Source organism: uncultured Fibrella sp. (assembly GCF_964250085.1).
Classification (GTDB): Bacteria; Bacteroidota; Bacteroidia; order Cytophagales; family Spirosomataceae; genus Fibrella.
In genome coordinates this window covers 115,946-140,844 of the sequence record NZ_CAXUEC010000005.1, presented here as the reverse complement: position 1 = coordinate 140,844, position 24,899 = coordinate 115,946, and the positions used below count along the sequence as shown (strand labels likewise).

The 24,899-nt window shown below is 51.9% G+C and carries 18 protein-coding genes; 4 read left to right on the top strand and 14 right to left on the bottom strand.

All coding sequences use genetic code 11. The features are described from left to right. Positions 1-9: 9 nt before the first annotated feature. The 7 genes from ACFE8Q_RS17485 to dnaE all read right to left on the bottom strand — a co-directional run bounded on the left by ACFE8Q_RS17485 (position 10) and on the right by dnaE (position 10,954). Positions 10-834 carry a DUF5683 domain-containing protein gene (locus ACFE8Q_RS17485; protein WP_375446711.1) on the bottom strand — a complete coding sequence of 275 codons (825 nt, stop codon included), beginning with the start codon at positions 832-834 and terminating at the stop codon, positions 10-12. 52 nt (positions 835-886) lie between these two features. Next, entirely contained in the window at positions 887-1,810 is a 924-nt protein-coding gene (locus tag ACFE8Q_RS17480) for a ParB/RepB/Spo0J family partition protein (RefSeq protein WP_375446710.1), read from the bottom strand. 85 nt (positions 1,811-1,895) lie between these two features. After that, a complete protein-coding gene (locus ACFE8Q_RS17475) occupies positions 1,896-2,681 on the bottom strand; it encodes a ParA family protein (RefSeq protein WP_207330726.1) in 786 nt (261 codons plus the stop codon). 188 nt (positions 2,682-2,869) lie between these two features. After that, positions 2,870-3,907, bottom strand: coding sequence for a radical SAM protein (locus tag ACFE8Q_RS17470; protein WP_375446709.1), 1,038 nt, complete (start codon positions 3,905-3,907; stop codon positions 2,870-2,872). 367 nt (positions 3,908-4,274) lie between these two features. Beyond that, positions 4,275-5,603 (bottom strand): ammonium transporter, encoded by a 1,329-nt coding sequence (locus ACFE8Q_RS17465; RefSeq protein ID WP_375446708.1) that lies wholly within the window; start codon positions 5,601-5,603, stop codon positions 4,275-4,277. A gap of 120 nt (positions 5,604-5,723) precedes the next feature. Next, a complete protein-coding gene (locus tag ACFE8Q_RS17460; RefSeq protein WP_375446707.1) occupies positions 5,724-6,968 on the bottom strand; it encodes an outer membrane beta-barrel protein in 1,245 nt (414 codons plus the stop codon). 365 nt (positions 6,969-7,333) lie between these two features. After that, positions 7,334-10,954, bottom strand: a complete 3,621-nt coding sequence (dnaE, locus tag ACFE8Q_RS17455; protein ID WP_375446706.1) for a DNA polymerase III subunit alpha — start codon at positions 10,952-10,954, stop codon at positions 7,334-7,336. A 773-nt stretch (positions 10,955-11,727) separates the two neighbouring features. On the opposite strand from dnaE, the gene ACFE8Q_RS17450 reads away from it, so the two are divergent. Further along, on the top strand, positions 11,728-13,533 hold the full coding sequence (locus tag ACFE8Q_RS17450; RefSeq protein WP_375446705.1) for a sensor histidine kinase: 1,806 nt from the start codon (positions 11,728-11,730) through the stop codon (positions 13,531-13,533). A 52-nt stretch (positions 13,534-13,585) separates the two neighbouring features. Here the strand turns inward: ACFE8Q_RS17450 and hisS are convergent, their stop codons facing one another. Beyond that, the gene (gene hisS / locus ACFE8Q_RS17445; RefSeq protein ID WP_375446704.1) at positions 13,586-14,947 is read right to left on the bottom strand and encodes a histidine--tRNA ligase; all 1,362 of its coding nucleotides are present in this window, start codon (positions 14,945-14,947) and stop codon (positions 13,586-13,588) included. Positions 14,948-15,137: 190 nt separating this feature from the next. Between hisS and ACFE8Q_RS17440 the strand changes: the two genes are divergently transcribed. From ACFE8Q_RS17440 to ACFE8Q_RS17430, 3 genes are all read left to right on the top strand, one after another. Beyond that, positions 15,138-16,577 (top strand): MBOAT family O-acyltransferase, encoded by a 1,440-nt coding sequence (locus tag ACFE8Q_RS17440; RefSeq protein ID WP_375446703.1) that lies wholly within the window; start codon positions 15,138-15,140, stop codon positions 16,575-16,577. Next, the gene (locus ACFE8Q_RS17435; protein ID WP_375446702.1) at positions 16,577-17,662 is read left to right on the top strand and encodes a hypothetical protein; all 1,086 of its coding nucleotides are present in this window, start codon (positions 16,577-16,579) and stop codon (positions 17,660-17,662) included. The genes ACFE8Q_RS17440 and ACFE8Q_RS17435 overlap by 1 nt, the downstream gene beginning before the upstream one ends. An 88-nt stretch (positions 17,663-17,750) precedes the next feature. Beyond that, a complete protein-coding gene (locus ACFE8Q_RS17430) occupies positions 17,751-17,906 on the top strand; it encodes a hypothetical protein (RefSeq protein WP_207330716.1) in 156 nt (51 codons plus the stop codon). A gap of 43 nt (positions 17,907-17,949) precedes the next feature. Here ACFE8Q_RS17430 and ACFE8Q_RS17425 read toward each other — a convergent pair whose 3' ends face one another. From ACFE8Q_RS17425 to yidC, 6 genes are all read right to left on the bottom strand, one after another. Next, positions 17,950-18,300 (bottom strand): hypothetical protein, encoded by a 351-nt coding sequence (locus ACFE8Q_RS17425; protein WP_375446701.1) that lies wholly within the window; start codon positions 18,298-18,300, stop codon positions 17,950-17,952. A 50-nt stretch (positions 18,301-18,350) separates the two neighbouring features. Further along, entirely contained in the window at positions 18,351-19,349 is a 999-nt protein-coding gene (locus tag ACFE8Q_RS17420; RefSeq protein ID WP_375446700.1) for a glycosyltransferase, read from the bottom strand. Between the two features lie 2 nt (positions 19,350-19,351). Continuing rightward, positions 19,352-19,759 carry a hypothetical protein gene (locus ACFE8Q_RS17415; protein WP_375446699.1) on the bottom strand — a complete coding sequence of 136 codons (408 nt, stop codon included), beginning with the start codon at positions 19,757-19,759 and terminating at the stop codon, positions 19,352-19,354. A 1-nt stretch (position 19,760) separates the two neighbouring features. Continuing rightward, the gene (gene hemL, locus ACFE8Q_RS17410) at positions 19,761-21,044 is read right to left on the bottom strand and encodes a glutamate-1-semialdehyde 2,1-aminomutase (RefSeq protein ID WP_375446698.1); all 1,284 of its coding nucleotides are present in this window, start codon (positions 21,042-21,044) and stop codon (positions 19,761-19,763) included. Positions 21,045-21,114: 70 nt separating this feature from the next. Next, positions 21,115-22,851, bottom strand: a complete 1,737-nt coding sequence (locus ACFE8Q_RS17405) for an ABC transporter substrate-binding protein (protein WP_375446697.1) — start codon at positions 22,849-22,851, stop codon at positions 21,115-21,117. 129 nt (positions 22,852-22,980) lie between these two features. After that, a complete protein-coding gene (yidC, locus tag ACFE8Q_RS17400) occupies positions 22,981-24,816 on the bottom strand; it encodes a membrane protein insertase YidC (protein WP_375446696.1) in 1,836 nt (611 codons plus the stop codon). Positions 24,817-24,899 lie beyond the last annotated feature (83 nt).

Below are 24,899 nucleotides of genomic sequence, written 5' to 3'. Positions count from 1 at the left end.
GCTATAAGGTTACTTTCTAAACGTCATGGTCAGCTTTACACCCGGCACCAGGCCCGTGAGCGACGGCATGACGGTAGGTTCATACTTGAGCGTGAGGCTATCCGAGAGGTCGAACGTTTTCATGTGGGCTGTTACGTTGGCATCCACGACGTTCAGGCCCCAGAAGAGGGCGGTAAAAATGATGTTATAATCGCGCCACCGCCGGTAGAAATCGGTACCCGTTTTGAGCGTATTTAATGGTAGTTCAACTCCATCGATATAAGCCGTTTTCGTGCGGGTAGGGTCCTGTCCTGCAACATTTGGTTTGTTATACGCTATGGTATAACCCGCCAGGAACTCCTGATAGCGGCCGCCCAGGGTAACGATAAAGTAGCCAAATGAGGCGAAACCGGCGTAGATGATCGGCACTTTCCATTTCTGGCCGTTATAGATCTGACCCAGACCCGGCAGGGCCAACGAGAGCAACGCCGCCCGTTTCGGGATGATCTTGCGAATTTCAGCATTGGCCTTCGCCGACAGTTGAACCGTGTCAGTAGCCACGCTGTCAACATCATCAACGATCAGTGAATCGACCAGGACTGCGTTGTTATCTCTGGCCATTTCGGGCGTGAGCGTGTCGCCCGGAAGTGGTGTGCCAGGCCTGATAATGGGTCGTTGCCGGGTTGTGTCGGGCCTTTGGGCCAGCAATGTACCTGTAGATACGCTTAGCAGGCCGATCCATATGAAGAGGACGTACCCAGCCTTGCCCAATCGGCGGGCACGTCTGGGAGACAGAAATTTGTTTTTCACCTGATTACCGGTAATGACGCGACCGGCGCGAACGTTTGTAGCCATGCTCGTAACGTAAACGCCGGTCGGAATGACACTACTGCTGTGTTAAATGATCTTAAGCTGAATAGTTGAGAACGTTCAGAATTCGGTCGAGGTCTTCCTGCGAAGTGAACGGAATCTTGATTTCGCCCGTGTGCTTTTCGTCGGCCTTGATCACCACTTTGCTACCAAACATCGACGACAGCTTGAATTGCAAGCTCCGCATTTCCTGCTTGGGCAGCGTTGTTTTGCGGGCCGGGCCGTTGTCTTCGGCCATCGAGAGGTTCCGCACGGCCTCTTCCACCTTCCGTACCGACCAGTCTTCCTCAATAATCTTGTTGAAGAGTTTGATCTGTGTTTCGGGGTTTTCGATGTTGATGATCGCCCGGGCGTGCCCCATCGAAATGCGGGTGTCGCGAAGGGATGCCTGAATGGCGGGGGGAAGCTTCAGCAAGCGGATGTAATTATTGACCGTGGTGCGGTTTTTACCCACGCGCTCGCCCAGTTCTTCCTGCTTCAGGCTGCATTCGGTGATGAGCCGCTGGTAGGAGAGGGCAATCTCGATCGAGTTCAGGTTTTCGCGCTGAATGTTCTCGATCAGGGCCATTTCGAGCATCTGCTGGTCGTTGGCCGTCCGCACATAGGCGGGAATGTGCAGCATGCCAATCAGCTTGGATGCCTGCAAACGGCGTTCGCCCGAAATGAGCTGGTAATGATCTTTACCCAGTTGCCGCACCGTAATGGGCTGAATGATGCCCTGAACGCGAATCGAGTCGGCCAGTTCGTTGAGTGCCTCCTCATCAAACCGGGTACGTGGCTGGAAGGGGTTCGTTTCGATCTGATCGAGTTGAATTTCGCACATCGTGCTGATCGACTCGTAGGGCGATGGTTTGGTCTGCTGCCGCCCATCGCTGTCTTGCAGCAATGCGCCAAGCCCCCGACCAAGGCCCATCATTTTATTGTTTTTAGGCGCGCCCGCCTTCGTATTTGTCGTATTCATTTGAAAAGAAGTTCAAGGTCTAAAGGTGTAAGGTCCAATGTTGGCTACTCAACTGAGGCTCTTTTTGGACGTTGAGCTTTAGACGTTAGACTGTTTCTTGTGGCATGAGGCCGTTTTTGACCAGAATCTCGCGGGCTAAATTCAGGTAACTAATGGCCCCTTTGCTGTCGGCGTCCTGCGCCAGCACGGGCACCCCAAAACTGGGCGATTCACTCAGGCGGATATTGCGGGGAATAATGGTGTGAAAAACCATTTGCTGGAAATGAGACGTCACCTCACCCACCACCTGGTTTGACAGCCTTACCCGCAGATCATACATCGTCAGCAGAATGCCTTCGATGGCCAGATCCGTGTTCAGCCTCGACTGAATGATCTTGATCGTATTGAGCAGCTTGCCGAGCCCTTCGAGCGCAAAATATTCACATTGTACCGGAATGATAACAGAGTCAGCAGCGGTGAGGCTGTTGATGGTGATCAAACCGAGCGACGGCGAGCAGTCGACGATGATGAAATCATAGTCATCGCGAATCTGGTTCAGCGCATCTTTCATCTTGTCTTCCCTGCTTTGCAGGTTTATCATCTCGATTTCGGCCCCGACCAGGTCAATGTGGGAGGGCAGCAGATCCAGATTTGGGAAGTCGGTCTGAATGATGGCATCGCGCGTCTGCACATCTTCAATCATGCACTCATAGATGCTGTTTTCTATTTCCTTTGGGTTGTAGCCCAATCCGGAAGTGGAGTTCGCCTGTGGGTCAGCATCGACAATCAGCGTTCGGAATTCTAAAGCGGCCAGACTGGCAGCCAGGTTAATCGTTGTTGTGGTTTTACCGACGCCACCCTTTTGGTTGGCAATGGCAATAACTTTACCCATGGGTTTGTTCGTTGCAGTCCCAAAGATGCCGGAACCAAGTTAGCTTTCCAAGAAACGTTTCACGAAAATGTTTCACAACGAAATTAGTTCGTGGTTTGTAGTTTGAAGTTTGAGGTTGCGTTGCCTGTTTACCAGTCGATTAACGGGCAAGGCAACCTCAAACTTCAAACTACAAACCACGAACTAAATCATGCCCACACTTTGGCGCCTTCCGTGCAGTTTCTGCACATCTCGATCTCGGCCCGGTTCTGAATGAGGGTCCGACGGAAGCGGCGATAGGCATCGCTGAACCACACGTCCGTGAAACTATGATCCTGCAACGTACCTAGCTGGTGATCGGCGTCTTTGTCGAAGCAACAGGGTACGATACGTCCGTCCCAGGTCATCACGCAGGAGTGCCACATGCGCCAGCAATGGTCGAGCAGGGCGTTTTTTATACCAAACGTGCCGTCGGCTTTGGGTGCGTAGCGGCTGTACTTCTCGATGGTCGGCATCAGATCGGAGCCATGTTCGTAATCGTAGATCTGCGCCGTTTTTAGTTTGACCTCATCTACGCCCAGTTCGCGGGCCAACTGATGAACTTCAGCAATCTGATGCTCATTGGGCTTTACTACCAGAAACTGAAAGATCACGTGGGGCGTGGCTGACTTCAGTTCTTTTTTCCAGCGGATCAGATTACGGGTGCCTTCCAGTACCTTGTTTAGATTGCCGCCAACCCGATACTGCTCGTATACATCCTGCGTGGTGCCGTCTATCGAGATAATAAGCCGGTCAAGCCCCGATTCAATGGTTTTGCGGGCATTGTCGTCGGTCAGGTAATGCGCGTTCGTGCTGGTGGCCGTATAAATTTTCCGGTCGGCGGCGTAGCGTACGAGTTCCAGGAAATTCGGGTGCAGGTAGGGTTCGCCCTGGAAATAAAAGATCAGGTACAGCAGTGTATCGTGCAGCTCGTCGATGGTGCGTTTAAACAGGTCGACGCCCAGCATACCCGTTGGCCGGGTAAATGAGCGAAGCCCACTCGGGCATTCCGGGCAGCGCAGGTTACACGACGTAGTTGGCTCAACCGAGAGCGAGACGGGCAAGCCTTTTTGATTGGGTTCCCCTGATTGCCGGGAGGCGTAAAAACTGGTCAGTACGCGTACGGCATTCGCTATTCGCCGGGGCGTAAGCTTACTGGCAAAGTTCAAACCGTCGCGGGTACGTCCCCAAAGTGATGAGCGCGTCATATACGTAAAGGTACAACGTACCTGCGAGGCGCACCGTTAAGAGTTTTGACAGGATTTGTTTTTTGACAGGATTAACAGGATTTACAAGATCTCTGATGGCTTTTGCTAGTAGAGATCTTGTAAATCCTGTAATCCTGTCAAAAAGTACACTCCAGCCACTTCCGAAAACAAAGAAGGTATCCGCCAGAAGCAGATACCTTCAACGAGTACAACAAAACCACAGTCCGATGGGCCATAACCGAGGCTACGAACAACACCTAAGCCTGTGGATTAGTCGTTATATTTTAGTTCAAAGTTGAAGTGTTTACGTAATCGCCTGGCTGGGGAAGTCAATTTCCTGATCAGTCGGCGTGCCAGAAAAATTCTACTAAGCGTCGATCAGGAACTCATCGTGCTGGCTGACATCGAGGCCTTCTTTTTCGTCGGCTTCCGATACACGCAGGGGCAGGATGATGTCAGTGACTTTCAGCAACAGCAATGACATACCGAAGGCAAAGACAGATACGATAGCCAGCGCCTTCAAATGCGTGAAGAACAGGGCAAATTCGCCGTAGGCCAGCCCTTCAACCGCTACTGCCGAGTTAACGCCTTTGGTGGCGAAGATACCCGTCATCAGCATACCAACCATGCCGCCTACACCGTGGCAGGGGAACACGTCGAGGGTATCGTCGAGGGTTGACTTAGACCGCAGGTGAGCCACGAAGTTAGACACCATAGCGGCGATCGTACCGATGAAGATAGCCTGTGGAACGGTAACGAAACCGGCGGCCGGCGTGATGGCAACCAGACCAACTACGGCACCAATACAAAAGCCCAGGGCCGATACCTTTTTGCCTTTGGCAGCGTCGAACAATACCCAGCCCAGGCCAGCCGCAGCCGCAGCCGTGTTGGTGGTGGCGAAGGCAACCGCCGCTAATGGAGAAGCACCCACCGCCGAACCAGCGTTGAAACCAAACCAGCCGAACCACAGCAGACCCGTACCGAGCAATACATACGGAATGTTGGCGGGTGGCAGGAAGTTGGCATTGACGTGGTTCTTACGACGCTTCAGGTACAAAGCACCCGCCAGCGCAGCCCAACCGGCCGACATGTGTACAACGGTGCCACCAGCAAAGTCAAGAACGCCCATTTTAAACAGGAAACCTTCTGGGTGCCAGGTCCAGTGAGCCAGCGGCGCGTATACGAACAGGCTGAACAGGATCATGAACAATACGTAGGACCGGAAGTTGATGCGCTCAGCCATTGAGCCCGTGATCAGGGCAGGCGTGATAACGGCAAACTTCAACTGGAAGAAAGCAAAGACGGCCAGGGGAATTGTAGCGGCCAGCGACCAGGGCTTACCGTCCAGTACACCTTTAAACATCAGGAAAGTACGTGGGTCACCGATGAAACCACCGATTGAATCACCGAAGGCCAGGCTAAACCCAACAACGACCCAGATAATGCTGATTACGCCCATGGCAACAAAGCTCTGCAACATGGTCGAAATCACGTTCTTGTTGCTCACCATACCACCATAGAAATAGGCAAGGCCGGGTGTCATCAATAAAACGAGTGCCGTAGCCATCAGCATCCAGGCAGTATCGCCGGAGTTGATGCCCTCAGTTACGATGGTGGTTGGCACCGATGGGCTGAGCACAGCCCATAAGCTGATAGCCAGCAGAATGACTAATGGAATAATTGCAGGTTTTTGCATGACAGTTAACTGGTTTTGTTGTAAAAGGAAGTTGTTTGTTTGTCTGTAGTGGGTTTGCTGCTTTTGTGGTTGCACCAACTCAGGATCGGCAAGCCAACTACAGACAAACAGCCTGTTTTTTTAGAACTTGAAAATCGCAGCCATACCAAGCGTTGCCTGACTCTTGCTCAGTGTGCCATCGTTCATCTGAAATTTGTTAGCTGAGTAGCTATCAATCCGGAACTCAGGCTTGAGCAATACATGCCCGTTGGCACCGGTAAGGTTACCCGTGATGGTAATCGAGTTAACGCTTGCACCCAGGCCAGCGGCGTCAGTTAGCGCACGGGCGCCGTTCTTGTTGTCGAACGTTTCGTAGCGAATGCCGAGGCCAAACTTGTCGGTGAAGGCGTAGTTTGAGTAGATAGCAGCACCACCCCAGGTTTTGGCAGACGTTGTTCCGCCATATCCTTGATAGTCGCCCGTTTGTGAACCGGCAGCGGCGTTCAGACCCAGAAAGAATTTAGATGTAATCTGGTACGTAGTGGTCAGGTCGAAGAGTGAGTAACTGGCGTCATCTGCTTTCACGGCAATACCAGTTCCGGTCGCGTTCGGAATATCTTTCGAGGCTTCGTTTGATACGATGGCGTTCAGATACACGTTCCAGCCCGTTACAGGCGACACGAACAGTTGACCGATCAGGCCCTTTTTCTTATTGTTATCAATCAGGTTATCGACGTTATTGACCAGGCCAACCATCAAATACGCTTTATCACTGAAGGCATATTGTGCTTTCAGACCAATGTGGTAGAAAGGACCGTTGTTGAACAGGTTCGACAGCGAGTAGTTGTAGTTTACAGGAGCGTCGATTACTTCATAACCGATATGTGTGCCGAACTGACCAGCCGTGAAGGACAGTTTTGGGGTAGCCTTGAGAACAATATATGCCTGCTTGATAGCCAGTGCGGTTGATCCGGCGCCCAGTGGACCGGTGAAGTTACCGTAGTTGCCCAGATCAGCGAAGGGACCGAAGGTAAGGTCCATTACCGCATCTACTTTATCGGCGGTGTATACAGCTTTGGCCTGAACCAGACCAATACCAAACTGACCTGCTTTCTGATCGAACGCACGGGCATTACCTACTCCTTCGCCATTCAAGCCCAGGTTAGACTGGCTCTTCGGATTGTTGAAGTTGCCGAAGTAATACGTATCGAGGTAGCCTGAAAAGGTGAACTTACCTGTGTCGTCGCCATCGGCCTTGGGCTTTGCTGCGGTAGGCTGAACTACGCTCGGCTGAACAGTAGCTGGCTTGGCAACGCTGGTTGTATCAGTGGCGTTTGCCGCAAAAGTCGAACTTGCTAGAAATGTAAGTAAAAGTGATTTTTTCATGCTGTTTGTTTTGTTAGACTCGATGGTAATAGTAGTTAGGTTTCGTGCAAATTTTATCTAACAAAATGGCTGGTGCAAGGTTTTATCTCATGATTTTGGCCTGATTAGGCCGTTAAATAGAAGATTCATTAAATATTTATAGTAAATAAAGACATAAACATAAGCATCTACCCTAACTAATGCAACTTTCAATAAATTTTGCATTTCACTAAAAAGACAGAATATTATACCGATATAGGAATAAGCTAAAATCTTCTAAAATAGAGTCAATAAATATGTGTAACCGGTAAAAAGTAAAAAAGCCCCGGCGGTTAGCTAGGGCTTTGGAAGGCAATCAAGACGTTGACATGTGGAAATGTAGTGGATCAGGCCACCTTGCAACGTACCCCGTCCATCGTGCGCAGGGCATTTAGCAAGGTGTTGGCCGGGAAGACCCGAATCGTTCGTGATAGCAGGTTCACTTCCACCGGTTCCTCCGGGTCCTGTACTTTCATCGACAGGGTACACGTACCTGGATGCGCTTTCACCAGATTATTGATCGTCTCAATCAGTTCTTCGCTCAGGTTAGCCAGATTGATGGTAATGGCCAGTTCCTTGCACATCTTCTCCCGAATCTCGCTCAGGTACCGGATGCTGGTTGGTTTGAATTCCAACTGATCGGAGTTCCATCGGTTCTGCGTTTTGCCCGACACATGCAGGAACAGCCCCACTTCAACGTATTGCGCCATGCGGGCATAATCGTCGCCGAAGAGGGTCATTTCCATCGATCCCTGATAGTCCTCCAACTTGAAGATCATGAACGGATTCCCGTTCTTGGCAATTCGGGTCTGTACGGCCGATACAATACCGCCAATCTTGATGTCGGGGGCGTTGGTTTCGTAGACCTTATCCAGCGTGCAGTTGCAGAACCCGTCTAACTCGACCTGGAATTCATCGAGCGGGTGGCCGGTGATGTAAAAGCCGACCACGTCTTTCTCATATTTCAGCTTTTCAATCTGGTTCCAGATAGGCACTACCGGGGGTTTAGGGCGTGGCATGGCCACGTCATTCCCCGCGCCACCGCCAAACAGCGACTGTTGCGAGGCTGCTTTTTCAGCGTGGTGCGTATTGGCAAACCGGATGATCTTTTCAATGAACGTTGCATTTTCGCCGGGAATGACCTCGAAGTATTGCGCCCGGTGAATCGATTCGTCCAGGGCGTCGAAAGCCCCGGCATAGGCCAGCGATTCAATGGTTTTCTTATTAACGGTTCGCAGGTTTACCCGGATGATGAAATCGAAAATGTCGGTATACGGCCCGTTCTGGGTACGTTCCGCAATGATGTTTTCCACCGCCGCATCGCCCGATCCCTTGATAGCGCCTAACCCGAACCGGATTTCGCCTTTCTTATTCACCCCAAATACCCGCTCTGATTCGTTCACGTCGGGGCCAAGCACCGGAATGTTGATGTTCTTACATTCTTCGAGGAAGAAAGTGATTTTTTCAATGTTGCCCAGGCAGGAGGTCAGGACCGCCGCCATGTATTCGGAACGGTAATGCGCTTTTAGCCAGGCAGTCTGGTACGCCACAAAGGCGTAGCAGGTCGAGTGCGATTTGTTGAAGGCGTAGGAGGCGAACGCTTCCCAGTCGGTCCACACTTTGGCGCAGGCTTTCAGAGGCAGTTTGTTGGCTTCGCAGCCATCCATAAACTTACCCTTCATTTTGTCGAGCGTAGCGCGGTCTTTCTTACCCATCGCTTTCCGCAGTACGTCGGCATCCCCTTTGGTGAAGTTGCCGAGCTTCTGCGACAGGAGCATCAACTGTTCCTGGTAGACCGTAATGCCATACGTATCGGCCAGGAACTCTTCCATCTCCGGCATGTCGTACTTCACTTCTTCCCGGCCGTGCTTCCGGTTAATGAAGTTCGGAATGTACTGAATCGGACCGGGGCGGTAGAGGGCGTTCATCGCAATGAGGTCTTCGAAGCGGTCAGGCTTCAAATCCTTCATGTACTTCTTCATCCCGTCGGATTCAAACTGGAAAATAGCGTTTGTTTCCCCCCGCTGGAACAGTTCGTAGGGCTTCGGGTCATCGAGCGGAATAGCGTCGATGTCGATTTCACGCCCGTAGTTCTGCTTGATCAGGCGCAGACATTCCTTGATGATGGTGAGGTTGCGCAACCCCAGAAAGTCCATCTTGATAACCCCCGCATCCTCGATAACTTTGCCTTCATACTGCGTGATAATCAGGTTAGTATCTTTCGACGTTGACACCGGAACGATGTCGGATAGATCACTTGGTGCGATGATGATACCCGCCGCATGGACGCCCGTGTTGCGCACCGTTCCTTCGAGCCTGCGCGCCTGTTGCAGCACGTTCTGAACCTTCTCGGTGTCGATCAACTTCATGGAGCGGCCCGTCCCCTGATCGCCCGATTCGAGCGCCCGCATCTTGCGAACGTTCTCCACTTCGTCGGGGGAAATGATATTCGACAAGCCGCCCGGCCCGTCAATCGGATCTTCGAAGATCCGCTTCAAGGTCATGTTGTAGGTCGGCTTGTCGGGCACCAGCTTAGCCAGTGCGTTGGCATCGTTGAGGGGCAAGTCCATCACCCGCGACACGTCTTTGATGGCCGATTTGGCCGCCATGGTGCCGTAAGTAACAATGGCGGCCACCTGCTGTTTGCCGTATTTATCGACCACATAATCGATCACTTTCTGACGACCTTCATCGTCAAAGTCAGTATCGATATCGGGCATTGATTTCCGGTCGGGATTCAGAAATCGCTCGAACAGCAGGTTGTACTTTATGGGGTCGATGTTGGTGATACCGATGCAATACGCCACCGCCGAACCTGCCGCCGATCCCCGTCCGGGCCCAACCATCACGCCCAGATCACGACCGGCTTTGATGAAATCGGCCACGATGAGGAAGTAACCCGCGAAGCCCATCGTACGGATGGTAAACAGTTCGAAATCAAGGCGTTCCTGCACCTCCTGCGAAATATCAACGTACCTGGCTTTGGCCCCTTCGTAGGTCATGTGCTTCAGATACTCCCACTGGTTCATCACGTCGTCGGCATGCTGCTGGAACTCCTTCGGAATGGGGAAGTTGGGCAGCATGATGTCGCGTTTCAGCTTCAGCGTGTCTACTTTACCCACAATCTCGTTGGTGTTGTCGATGGCCTCAGGCAGGTCTTTAAACAGCGTGGTCATCTCCTGCGTGTTCTTGAAATAGAACTGATCGCTGTAGAAGGCAAAGCGCGTATTTTTGGGCATCGCCTCGTCGTCGCTGAACTCCTTCATCGACGGCGTGCTCTGCTTCTCGCCCGTGTTCACGCAGAGCAGAATGTCATGCGCTACCCAATCGTCCTGATCTACATAATGTGAATCGTTGGAGGCGATGATCTTGACATTGTATTTTTTGGCAAACTTCACCAGCACCTCGTTGGCTTTGATCTGATCGGGAATCTCGTGGCGCTGGAGTTCCACATAATAGTCCTCGCCAAACCGGTCGAGCCACCATTTGAACTCGATCTCGCCCGCTTCTTCACCTTTTTTCAGGATCGTCTTGGGTACCATTGCCCCAATGCAGCAGGTCGAGGCGATGAGCCCCTCTTTATACTGCTCGATCATGGCTTTGGTGATACGGGGGTATTTGCCATAAAGTCCCTCCATATAGCCCAGCGAGCATAGTTTCACCAGGTTTTTGTAGCCCGTTGCGTTCTTGGCCAGCAGCAACTGGTGATAGCGAATGTCTTTTTTCTCCTTCGTGAACTGCTTGATATGGTGATCTTCGACCACATAAAATTCGCAGCCGACAATGGGTTTGATGCCCTGCTTGGCGGCTTCAGCTACAAATTCGAAGACGCCGAACATATTGCCGTGATCGGTGATGGCTACCGCCGGCATATTGTCTGCTTTGGCCTTCTTGATCAGCTTCTTAATGTCAGCCTGCCCGTCGAGCAGCGAATACTGGGTGTGGCAGTGGAGGTGTGAGAATTGCATTAACTATAAATGTCTTTTCGGTTGCCGATTGGATAACCTATATGGAAAGTACTTGGAACTCAATGCTGTACACGATCCGATAATTACCAGAGCGGAGCTATTACAGATTTTTAAAGCCTTTCAGCTCTTTACAGTTCGTTGGGCGGTGTTCAGAGACGAGTGCATTAACAACTGACTGAATGCTGTATTGATAATTTGGCCAATTCCTGTGCCGCCGACTTAGTAATTGTGATGCCATAACTATCCATTCTGCTTTTCGGTGCGTATGCGGTCAACGGCGGCTTTGAACTCTTCCTTAGGCTCGTTCTTCCTCGATTCGCTTCCGGGCCATCCAAAAAGTCTTCTATTTCTTCGCCGTATGTCTGACTATCAATGACTACGGCCGTTCGGCGGCCACTGTCATCTGTTAAAAAAGTGATGCCTTTCATTAGCGTTGACGTTCACATGCCTGGTAAAGATAGCCAGAATCTAATCATTGAATAGAGAGGAAAAAGGTAGGTTAACACTACCCCTTAATTGTCAGCCAGTTGCTAATTTAGATAAGCGGCCTCTAAAATCGTGCACGATACCAGCCGTGTAGTGAGCACTAGTTAAGCCACCAGAAAGGCTGGTTAATTCACTCTTTTAAGTTGACGACACGGCTGGTGCCGTGTATGACTTCGGCTTGCCGAAAAAGTATAGGCTCAATACTTACAACAATTGCCGTAAAATGAGGAAATTGCCTCTTTGCTTCTCCCGGTTACTACAGCTTTACTACATAACGCCGTCTGCCCATGCCCTATTTTTTACTCCATACCAACTCGCTGATGGCCCTTAGCCTGGCGTTAGTAATGGGCAGTATGTGGGTGTTCATCCTGAAGGCGCCGGCCAAAACACTAACCCGTCAGTGGCTATCAGGCTTCTATCTATGCCAGCTTATCTGGCAGACCAGTGAAATTTTCCATTACGCTGTTCATCCCACCTATATAGGCAGCTTACCCTACAAACTGCTGCTTTCGTGCTGGACGTTTCCATCTCTGGCACTGGTCGAAATCACGTTCATTCAGTTCAACTATCTCTTTCTTGACGATTCATTTCCAAAAGAACGCCGCTTGGTTCGGTACCTGTCGTTTGGGCTGGGGGCTATGCTGTGCGCTTTCACGGTCTGGAACGAATTTGCCAACAACAGTAACCTGGAACAACTCAATTTTGCCGGGTTTCTCTACGGATCACTGACCAACATATGGGCGCTGACCATTTGTATTCGGAAAGTTTTCCACCTGAAAAAGAAAAATTCACCGGCCGTTACGGGCATTCGCTGGATGACGGCGGTCAACGCCGTGTTCGTCTTTATGTGCCTGGTGGTGATCTCGGTGGGATTTTACTCCAATATTGGCTACTGGACTTATTCTACACTGCTCTGGTCGGGAAACCTGGCCGAAATCGCGGTGTATCTCACCTTTTCAGCCATTCCAACCAGTCTGAATGTGAAGCAGATCGGATTTGCCCAGATCACCGTTGCTTCCATTCTGCTTACGGTCATGCTGGTGTTTTGCCCGCCCGTTGACATTCTGAATCTGTCGGCGCGGCTTGGGCAGCAGGAAAGCTTACTGAAAATCACGCTCCTGATTATTGGAACGGCACTGATCAATTTCCTGCTGTTGCCCCGCCTCATCAACGCAACCTTAACGCAACCCGTACTACGGCTGCTCGATGGCGTACAACATGTGAATGCCGGTGACCTGACCGTGCAGGTGTTGCAAACCACGCAGGATGAAGTGGGGGTGTTGACCCAGCATTTCAATCAGATGATTGGATCGCTGCACGATGCCCGCTCCGAACTGACCCGATACGCCCAAACGCTGGAAGAACAGGTAGCCGACCGTACCGCCGAGCTACGGGCCGACAAAGCCCGGATCGAAGAACAGTCGGAACAATTGCAGACGGTTATGCGCGAACTGCATCACCGGGTGAAAAATAACCTGTCCATTGTATCAGGCCTGTTGAGTCTTCAACTCAATCGGCTCGAAGATGAGCAGGCTATCAAGGCGTTTCAGGAAGGGCAGCGGCGTATCGAGGCTATCTCGCTGATCCATCAGCGCCTCTACCAATCCGACGAACTGACCAGTATTCATATGGGCAAGTTTCTGGAAGAGCTCACAACCAGCATCATGCATGCCTATGGCTACTCGGCAAAAACGGTGAATCTGCATATCAAAAGCGATGTTGACGTTTTGGATATAGATATGGCTGTTCCTATAAGCCTGATCATCAACGAGTTGCTGACAAACTGTTTTAAATACGCGATTCCGAACGTACCTGCACCGATGCTGTCTATCTCATTCCTGAACCGGAACGGGTTATTGCTGGAAGTGGTCGATAATGGGCCTGGGATCAATATGGACCTTTGGCATCGCCCAACTACGTCGTTTGGCAAACGCCTCATCAAAGGCCTTAGCGAACAGACCGGCGGAACGCTGACCGTCGAAAACCTAACACCTGTGCTGAGCCACGCTGGTCAGACGGGGCAGGTTGATGTAGCCGAAAGCCACGGAACACGGTTCCGGCTACATATTCCCGAATCGGACCTGATGCGGTAACGCGGACTTCAGTCCGCACTATTTGTAATCAAAATGCGGACTAAAGTCCGCGTTACGCGGACAGCCGCTCAACGATCTGCGCGGCGGTTAGCTTCTGCTGTTCGCCCGTTACCATATTTTTCATCGACAACAGCCCCGACTGCACCTCGTCTGAGCCAATCAGCACCACATACGGAATCTGCTTCTGGTTGGCATAATCGAGCTGCTTCTTCACCTTCGACAAATCGGGATACAGTTCCGCAGGTACGTTGGCCGCCCGCAACTGGCTGAGCAGGGGCAGGGCGAGGTTGCGCCCATCCGTGTCGAAGCAGGCCAGTAACACCTGCGTTCCCTGCCCCGCCGAGGCCGGAAAGAGGTTCAGTTCGTCCATCACGTCATAAATCCGGTCGACGCCAAAGGAGATACCAACACCCGACAGGCCCGGCATCCCGAACGTACCTGTGAGGTTATCATACCGCCCACCGCCGCTGACGCTGCCAATGCTGACGCCGTTCGCTTTTACTTCAAAAATAGCCCCGGTGTAGTAGGAGAGGCCCCGTGCCAGGGTAACGTCAATCTCAACCCGGGCGTCGGTCAGGCCAAGTCCGTTGGCGAGTTGTAGCATTTCTTCCAGTTCGGCAATTCCCTGCTGAGCAAGGGTCGACTCTACCAGCCAGGTACGCAGGCTGCTGAGGACGTCGCTGGGGGTGCCGTTGATCGTAAACAATGGGCCAAGTGCAGTGATATGTTCATCCGTAAAGCCGCGTTCACGCAACTCGTCGATGACTTTTTCCTGGCCGATCTTATCCAGCTTGTCAATGGCGACGGCCAGCATGCTTTCATCGCCGGGTCGGCCAATGGCTTCGGCAATACCGGCCAGAATCTTGCGGTTATTTACTTTCAGCGTGAAATCCTGAATACCCAGATTGCGGAAAACCTCGTGTACCATCAGCACAATTTCGGCTTCGCAGAGGAGCGAATCGGTGCCCACCACGTCGGCGTCGCATTGGTAAAACTCGCGGTAGCGGCCCTTCTGCGGCCGGTCGGCTCGCCACACGGGCTGCATCTGATACCGTTTGAAGGGCATAGGCAGGGCGTGCCGGTTCATGACAACGTACCTGGCAAACGGTACCGTCAGGTCGTAGCGCAGCCCTTTCTCGGCTAGTCGGGGCGTTAACTTTTTACTGTCCTGAGCGAGGTCGGTTTCGGTAATACCAGCGGCAAAGTCGCCGGAATTAAGAATTTTAAAGAGTAATTGATCGCCTTCATCGCCGTACTTACCCGTCAGCGTCGACAGGTTTTCCATGCTGGGGGTTTCGAGGGGTTGAAAACCGAAACGGCGGAACGTTTGCCGGATGGTATCGAAAATAAACAGCCGTTTGCTCATTTGCTCTGGCCCAAAATCGCGCGTCCCCTTAACTAGTGATGGTTTCATGGCACAAAGGTACGGCACCGTTCCGAATGGCGTGAAATTGTAAGATAACGTCGGACCACGTTAGGCTCATTTTTAGAACCATTCGATTCCGCGTAGCTTTGTCGACTTATTTCGGGCTTCTGCTGGTGAAACAGTCAGGACACGGGTAGTCGGCGATTCGTCTACTTAGCTCCCCATTCAACCGTACGTAATGCTTTTTAACTCGCTACATTTTTTACTGTTCTTCATCTTCACCACGCTGGCTTACTTCAGTTTGCCGCTGCGGGGACGGTGGATATTGCTCTTACTGGCCAGTTGTTACTTCTACATGGCCTTTATTCCGGTCTACCTGCTCATTCTGGGGCTGGTTATCGGGATCGATTATGTGGCCGGTATCTACATCGAACGGTCAGAGGGGCACAGGCGAAAGTTGCTGCTGATAATCAGCCTGATCGCCAACGTAGGGCTGCTTGCCTTTTTCAAGTATTACGACTTTTTTCACGAACAGATCACGGCCTTGCTGGGTACGTTCGGGCTGACGCACTCGGTGCCCATGCTGGGTGAACTGATTCCTGGCATCGTGTTGCCGATTGGACTTTCCTTTCATACGTTTCAGTCGATCAGCTACACCATCGAAGTGTATCGGGGCAGCCAGAAAGCCGAGCACAACCTGGGTGTCTACGCGCTCTACGTTTTGTTTTATCCGCAACTCGTCGCCGGACCGATTGAGCGGCCACAGAATATTTTGCACCAGTTCCATGCCTTTCAACCGTTCGACTGGACACGCGTACGGTATGGATTGTTACTGATGGCGGGCGGTTTCGTGAAAAAAGTGGTCATCGCCGATCGCATGGCGCTGGTTGTCGATCCGGCTTTCAGGCATGTCGATATAAGCAACGGGTCAACGCTCCTGCTGGCGGCGGTTTTTTATTCCATTCAGATTTACTGCGATTTTTCGGGTTATACCGACATCGCCATTGGCGCCGGGCAGGTGCTGGGAATCAGGATGATGAAAAACTTCGACACGCCCTATCTGGCCGCGTCTATCGCCGATTTCTGGCGACGCTGGCATATTTCGCTGTCGAGCTGGTTTCGGGATTACGTCTACATTCCGCTGGGCGGCAATCGGGGCACAACCACACGAACGTACCTGAATACCCTGGCTGTGTTTGGGTTGAGCGGCCTGTGGCATGGAGCAAGCTGGAAGTTTATCATCTGGGGCCTACTGCATGGTTTTTACCTTATTGTGGGGCAGATGTGGTCGCGGCGAAAGGTGGCTGATCTGGAAGTTGTTCAGCGTAAATCGCAGGTGAACGGCCTGGCTATTCACCGCGTGAACCAACTGCTGACGTTTGCGCTGGTCACATTGACCTGGATTTTCTTCCGGGCTGCCAGCACCGGCGAGGCGGTCACTGTGCTGGGTAAAGTGTTGACTGTCAACCTGGCCGAGCCTGTTCAGACTACAGTTTCTATGGCTGAATTGCTCTTTTGTACGTTGCTGATCGTCAGCTTACTTTTCGAGCCCCGCTGGATCGCCTTCACCAAACGCGTCACCAACGGTCAGTTCTGGCTAACGTTTATCGGCCTCATCGTTGTCTGCTACTTCTTCGGCGTCTTCACGGCCAATCAATTCATTTATTTCCAATTCTGATGAGTAAGAATTTGATTGTCAGTCTATTGCGGTTGGGGTTTTTGGGCTTGTCCGGGGCGTTGCTGGTAGTAGCTCTGTCGCCTCCCATGCAACGGTGGCTCGATCGGCATGGCTTTATTCCGAATCAGTACGGCTATGGCGATTTATACAACATGTCGAATTTGCCCGAGTTTAAGGAAACCGACATTTCCGCAAATGGCGATCTGACCGAAGCCGATAAACCAGCCAAACACTACCCCGACGTCGATTTATATACGCTTGGGGATAGCTTCACCAACATTGACACCAGTTTCTACGCGGGTAATCGTAATTTCCATCGCTGGGTAGGTAACCGAATTCCACTGGAAGTAACGCTCGATACAACGAAGACGAACATCCTGGTTGTTCAGATCATTGAGCGGGTTCTTCAGGAGCGTATGTATTCGCCTGAGTACGAGAGCATGTTCATCAATGGTGGCTTTGTGCCAATGGGTACGGCCAAACCCGTGCTGAAGCAGGCCGAAGAAGCACCGAAGCCCTGGTTACTGGCGCGGTTTGGGGAAGAGATCAATCAGCGCATTGAATTTCTGCTCTTTAACGGGCCGCTATTTGTGCGGTTTAAAGAAGCGAAAGCGGAATTGCTATTCCGGCTTTTTGGCCGAACGGCGGGAACGGCCGCATCGAAAGATAAAAAGCACCTGTTCTATCAGGTCGAAGTCGATACTACGTCTACCTACAGTTCGTTCCGTTCGATTACCAATCAGCGGTTAGATACGCTGGTCAACAACCTGAACACCTTGCGGCGGCATTACCTGAAGATGGGTTTCAAGGAAGTATATCTATGCCTGGTGCCAAACAAAGTGACGATCCTGGACCCGACCTACGGTGTTTATAATCACCAGATCGAGCGCCTCGAAGCTAATCCACGCCTGGAATTGCCAATTATCTCGACAATCGATACGCTTCGGCAACATCCGGACTGGTATCATTTAGGCGACGGACACTGGAATAAAAAGGGCAAAAAATTCTGGCTTCGGGAGGTCAACAAAGTGGCTGCTTCCTGGTCAGGGAAAAAGACACAGGGTAGCGAGGTGCGTTTGCACTGATTTTGACTCGTCAAATCACGCTTTTTTGATTGAAAATGCCTACTTTTGCGTTCCAAAAATTTGAACCGTCAATTAACGATATATCACAATGGGAGTTACCAAATTACTTCGGAAAGGCCGCAAAAACCGCGCTATTGCCAATAACGCCGTTAAAGCCATCAAACAATTAACGCTGAAACCAACGATCAAAAACGTTGACGTTGAGGCCATCAAAGCGTCTTTCGCCGAGAAAAAAGCAGCCTAAATCAGTGTCAGATTCCAGGCAGTTCGCCTGCGTCTTGACACTATCAGGAAGCTCCGTCCCGTTTTGGTGACGGAGCTTTTCGTTTTTTATTGAATTCCTTCTGTCGGCGTTTTAGCTCCTGCCGAATAATTTGCCGGGTATCGATCATGACCCGAAAGCGAATTGCTGATCCGAAAATTGATAGCCCGCCATTAATCAGGATCAGGCTGTAGGTGCCCTTCAGAAACCAGCGCATAAAGGGGGCACCGGTTTGCATATCGTAACCGGCACCGTAGAAAACGCACAGGCCGAAACCGATCAGTAGCAGCCCGGCCGGTGCCATGATCAGCCATTTTGTGCGGGCACTCATGCGTTTAACCAACCGCTGTCCGGGCGGCTTCGGGGGATTCGCCATGTACTACGTCAGAAATGCTGTAAAAGAAGGTTGCAAAATACAGTCTTTCATCAACTAGTAGATGTCGGCGGGACCGTATCCCCACTTTTTTGGCGAAATAGACGGAGCCATTCGCCTAAAAACCCAAATCCGTAGGCCGAAAGCTGCGTAACGGCGGCTTGTAAGCTCAACCAGCCCACGGACAGGCTCCCTTCCTGCCGCGTGGCGTCGATGAGCACGAGCGTTGCAAAGAGCAGGTACGTGAACAGCCCAACTAGCGCCAGAACTGGCCAGATCAGTGCCAGCAGGGGTAGGCAAAGCCAGCCCAGCGTGAACAGCACCGGAAACGTATGCACCAGCTTGATGGGTATGCCGAACGACCGCTGCAACTGCACCCGCGTACGCCCGAAGTTGATAATCTGCCGGAAGAAAGCGGACAGTGTGCCCCGGCGTTTATGGTAAACGACCGCGTCGGGAATAAGCCCAACCCGGTAACCGAGGCGGATGAGCCGGGTGCTTAACTCCATATCTTCGCCCATATCGCGTTTGGCAAAGCCGCCCGTTTCAGCAAAAACGCGCCGCGACAATCCCATGTTAAAGGAGCGGGGCAAGAAAGCGCCGCCTACATTCTGCTTTTTCCCCCGAATGCCCCCCGTCGTAAACACCGACGTCATGGCGTAACTGATGGCCTTTTGTGTGTCTGAAAAATCAGGGCTGGCACCGTCCGGACCGCCGTATGCATCCAGCGGCGTATGCGTCAGGTACGTGTTTACCGTGTCTAGGTACGTTGGTGGTACCACCGCGTCGGAATCGAACACCACGAAGTAATCGCCGGTAGCCCGTTCGAAACCGTAGTTGCGCGAAAACCCCTGCCCGGTATTGGGCTTGTCGAAGTAACGTACCTGGAGCCGGTCCAGGTACGTTGCCACCACCTGATCGGCCTTGCGGGTTGAACCGTCTTCAATCACCAATACCTCGAAATCCGTCATAGTTTGCCGTGTCAGGCTGTCGAGCAGATCCGCCAGTTCATCGGGGCGGTTGTAGACGGGAATGATGACGGAGAAAGTCATGCTCAGAATGAGTGCTCTTGCCGGAACGGTAGATGACTACTATTGGGACGGTATTTCGTAAATAAATTAAACTGGCCTCCTTCTTTAAGGACTTGCTCAATAAGTGGCTCATACACATTCTCCCAATCGAACGCCCAGCCGCTGCCAGGATCTATTTCTATATTCAGTGTCTTTTTGGCCGAATTAAAGTAAGCGATATGAGTACGTTCGGAGTTGTCTTTGTTCCTGATCTGGTATTCAATGCGCCTTTCGTTGCAAAGGCAATTTTTTCGTTTGTCCGAAAGCTGGCGCACCACGTCCTGCTGCACACGATATGGCGACGTGAAGGCGACTTGCGTTGGTAGGCAATAATACGCCCGCCCGAACAAGAGCGCAAATACCATCACAACTACCAGAAAAACCTTACCCATATCAACGGTCTAGTTCCAGTAAGCTTTCTTCGTTGGCCTGAATGACCTGGTCAATCAGATCATCGGTAAGGGCTGTAGAAACAAAGAGGCTTTCATACTGAGCAGGAGCGAGGTAAACACCCCGGTCGAGCATGGCGTGGAAATAGCGGCCAAACCGGGGAATATCCGACGTCTTGGCCGACTCCAGATCGGTAACGGGTTTGTCGGTCATAAACAGCGTGAACATGGAACCGATCTGATTCACGGTATAATTCAGGCCCAGTTTAACGGCGCTGGCGCGGAAACCGTCGGCCAACCGTTTCCCTACTTCATCGAGGCGGGTGTATACCTCTGGATGGTCGTTGAGGTGGTGCAACATGGCTAGCCCCGCCGACATGGCAATAGGGTTGCCCGACAACGTACCTGCCTGATAAACGGGGCCAGCCGGAGACACCATGTTCATGATGTCGGTACGGCCGCCGTAGGCTCCTACGGGCATGCCCCCGCCGATAATTTTACCCATCGTGGTCATATCGGGCGTAATGCCAAACCGCTCCTGCGCACCGCCTTTTGCGAGCCGGAACCCGGTCATCACCTCGTCGAAGATCAGGACAATGCCATGTTTGGTACACAAGTCCCGAATACCCTGCAAAAAGCCTGGCTCGGGCAATACGCAGCCCATGTTGCCAACTACCGGTTCCAGAATGAGGGCGGCAATCTGGTTTGGGTTCGCGTCGATCAGCCGCTCAACGGCAGCTAGGTTATTGTAGGGGGCGGTGAGCGTGTCGTGGGCCGTGGCCTTGGTTACGCCGGGACTGTCGGGCGTGCCCATTGTCATGGCCCCACTACCGGCTGCAATCAGGAACGAATCGCCGTGACCGTGATAACACCCTTCAAATTTGATGAGCTTGTCGCGCCCGGTAAATCCACGCGCTACGCGAATAGCGGCCATTGTGGCTTCGGTGCCCGAATTGACCATCCGAACTTTCTCTACGGAGGGGACCATACTGATGATCAGTTCAGCCATTTCCACCTCCTTGCGGGTGGGTGCGCCGAAGGAAAAGGAGTGTTGGATGGCGTCGCGAACGGCTTTCTCAACGGGTTCAAAGGCGTGGCCCAGAATCATCGGCCCCCATGAATTGATGAGTTCGATGTATTGGCGATCATCTTCGTCGGTGATATACGCTCCTTTTGCCGATTTGATAAAAAGTGGGTAACCACCTACGGCGCGAAATGCCCGTACCGGTGAATTGACGCCGCCGGGAATTAGCCGCTTTGCCTGCTCAAATAGTTCTTCGCTTTTCATAGTGAATGAGTAAACCGTAACGCGGACCAGGCGTCTCCGATTAAAGTCCGCGTTACGGTTTATGCGCGTCTTAATTAATTTTTACAAACCGGCTGCCATCGAACTTAATGATGGGAACAACCTGATTATCATTGGATTTTGTGTAATCGAATCCCGACAGAACGTAGTCTTCACTGTCGTCTGTCTTTTGCAAGGACTTTGATTTGATGGTTCCCTTTGCCAATTGACGGCCAAAGAACAGAAGCATATCGTAGCCCTGCGCCGAAAACGTGGAGGGAATGATATTGCGCTTCGACAGGTACGTTTCCTGAAACTGCTCGGTGGCTTCGCGTTCCATATCCATAAATTCGGGGGCTACCAAATACAGCTCGCGCCGCGTGAAGGTGGAGAGCGAATTACGGAAGTAATCGAACGCTGGGTACGTAGCAATCAGCGGACTGGACACCCCCCGTTTGCTGAGGGCCTCCAGCAGGCTGGGGCCATCGTCGTTGTTGCTACTGGCCAGAAAGACATGCCCTGGGCTGTTTTCTTCGGTCAGCCTTATGGCCGTGGCCATACTGGCGGACTTGCCGCTCAACCGGCGAAAATCAATGACCTGAAACCCCTGCGCCTTTAACGCCGCCTGGTAGGAAGCCGCAAACAGGGAATCTTTCCGTGACGCCCCAAAATAAATAGCCGCCTTTCGGTTGGTTGTCAACTCTCGGGCGAAGAGCGCGGTTTCGCCTGCCTGTTGCAGGGTCGATGGCTGGGCGAGATACGCGTTTGGCTGGTTAGCAATTAATTCGTGGTTAGTGGCGATAGGATTTACCAGCGGAATGTCATTCTGCGTGGCGAAAGCCGCTACCAGCCGGTTGGGCTCCGTATACAGTGGGCCAATGAGCAGGTCGTTCTGAGCAAACGATGAATTATTCAGAATCTCCAGGGTCTGGTCAGTGTCATTATCGATGTCGTAGGCAAACAGGTTTATGGTGATTCCCTCCGACATGAGCTTGGCTTTGGCCAGTTTCATGCCTTCGTAGAGGTCATACACGTACTGATTGGTTCTGGCTCGTTCGGTCGTATTGAATCGGTTGACCCGGAACGGAAACAGGACGCCCACATTGACGTAGCCTTTCGCTTTTCCTCGATCGGTGCGAACAGGTATAACGGGTTGGCTGGCAGGTACGTTCGGCTCGGCCGGGCGGGCAACCGGTGCCTTCGTGACTGGGGTGGGCGTAATGCCGTATCGGTTCGACAGGCGATCGGACAGTTCAAGGTCGTCCTTATCCGACGAGGTGCGCTGGATAAGGTCAACCAGGGTTCGGGCTAGCGTCTTGTTTTGTGGATATTGCTTTTGAAGCCCTTTCAGGCGGTTCAGGTCGCCGATTCGGGGCAAAAAGGTCTGCTCCATTCGGTCAACGTCCGTGCGGAGGTCAGGATCGGTGATGAGTTGCGTATAGGATAAGCCTTCATCGTATAAGCCTTGCTCATAGGCGGCAGCGGCAGCCAGGTAATAGCCTTCTTCTTTCTTGAGCCAGTTGGGGAACCGGTCGATCAGCTCTTTCAGGGTAGCGCGAGTCGCTTCGTAGCGTTTCTGGCGGTACGAGGCATCAGCGTGGTAATAATAGGCAAACGGTGCGTAACTACCGCCGCGCTGCATCACAGGCAGTAATTCCGCACGGGCCTGCTCATAATCACCTAACTGCACCAGCCGGATACCAGACCTGTAGCGTCGTTCTACATCTTTGGTTTTCTGAGCGTTAGCCGCCGTATGGCTGAGCAAGCCTACCCAGCAGAGTAGGAGTAGTTTAAGCTGCTTTGTGGTCATAAGTTTTGTTGGAACGCGAAAAAGCAACGCCTGCGCTGCGTTGCTTTTTCGCGTTGATCAGTTCAGGCACTTTCAGTTGCGATGCGGTTATGACGTAACAAACTAACCAAGGCAACTGAACGGCAAAACTTATTTTTTAGCCCGTTTCTTGGCGTCTTCGGCTTGCTTCCGGGCATCTTCAGCGGCAGATAACTGCTTCTGAAGCATCTCCTGAAACTTTGATTTTTTACCTCCGCCAGCGGCAATTTTTACCCGATTTTCGTCGAGCATCGCCTTTAATTTCGTTTCGTCAACAAAGTTGCGGATGAGCAGTTGCTGGGCGATCGTGACCACGTTTGATACGAAGTAATACCAGGTCAAGCCAGCCGGAAACGAGTTCAGTACGAACATGAACATGACCGGAAAAATATAGCTCAACGCCTTCATGTTTACCGGACCGGGCTGTTGTGGCGTAGTCTGGTTGTTATAATAGGCATAGGCAATACTCGAAATGGTCATCATCACCGTGAACAGGCTCAGGTGGTTACCCACGAACGGGATATTGACACCAAACTTGATAAACGAATCGTAGGTCGACAGGTCGGGTGCCCACAGGAATGTTTTTTGCCGTAACTCGATCAGGTTCGGGAAGAGCTGGAACAGGGCAAACAGGATAGGCATGGTTGCCAGCACCGGGATACAACCGCTCAGGGGCGAAACGCCCACTTCCTGATACAACTTCATTTGTTCCTGCTGCTGCTTGGTCATATCGTCGCCAACGCGCTCTTTAATGACAGCCAACTCTGGCGCCAATACCCGCATTTTGGCCATGCTGACATACGACTTGTACGTGAGCGGGGTCAACAACAGCTTCACAAACACCACCAGGCAGAAAATCAACAGGCCATAGTTGCCAATGAATTTCTCGAAGAAGTTGAACACCGGTATAAAGAAATACTTGTTGATCGGCTTCAGGATCGAGTAGCCCAGGTACACGTTCTGGTCGAAATCGGGGGCAATTCCTTCTTTGATGACCTGGAAATCGTTGGGTCCGTAGTAGTACCGGAACTGGCCTTTTCCTGCTTTTACATCCGCCAGTGGGAAGCTTACGTCGGCTACGGCTGTTTTTACGGTGCTACTATCGGCCAGATCAACTACGGTCTGAAACTTCGCTTTGGTCAGTTGCGTGGTTTGGGCGATAAAGGCAGAAAGGAAGTACTTATGCTTGATAGCAAACCACTTGACCGGATCTTCTACGACCGCTTCGTTGCTACTTTCGTTTTCGGCCAGATGGTCGAAATTGTCTTTCGTCGTCAGGTAGTTGATCGTGGCGGCGCGGCGGTTGTTGCTCAGGTCATTCTCGAACTGAGGCATGCGGTCTTCCCACAGGAAGCGTACATCGCCGTTTCCGAGAACATTGTCCAGGTTGCTGGCTTTCAGCGCGTAATCGATCGTGTATCCCGTAGCCGGTACGGTATACGACTGCTCAACTGCCTGGCCATTGCCTACATCAGCGCGGAACGTAACAACCTGAGGCTGACCACTTACGGTGCCACTTTGTGCTGTGGTTTGAAAGTATAGGCTATGCAGATCAACTTTGCCGGTTTTGGTGGGCAGTTCCAGCGTTGTGCGGCTGGTTTTGGCGTCGACCAGGAGTAATGGCTTGCCATCGAAAGTTTTATATTTCTTCAGCAGCACCTCTTTAACACGGCCGCCCTGCGTACTGAATGTAACTTTCACATCGGGGTTTTCAACGACGATGTCACGTACCTGGCCGGTAGCCGCTGCCGCAAAATCACCAAACTGGCTACGCGCGGCGGCTGAATCGAGTGGGGCAGCGGCGGCAGTTGTACTTCCCGGCGCTGGTGTCGTGGTTTTTGTTATCTGGGCCGGTTTTTTCTCCGGCGGGGGTTTCGGTACCAGGTACTGGTAACCGACAAACATGGCCAGAATAAGTAGCAGGCCAATTAGTTGATTGCGATCCATTATAGAGTCTAAAGTTCAATGCTCAAAGTCCAATGCTCAACGTGCTTCGCTCAAAGTCAGGGCACGTTAGCCATTGGACTTCG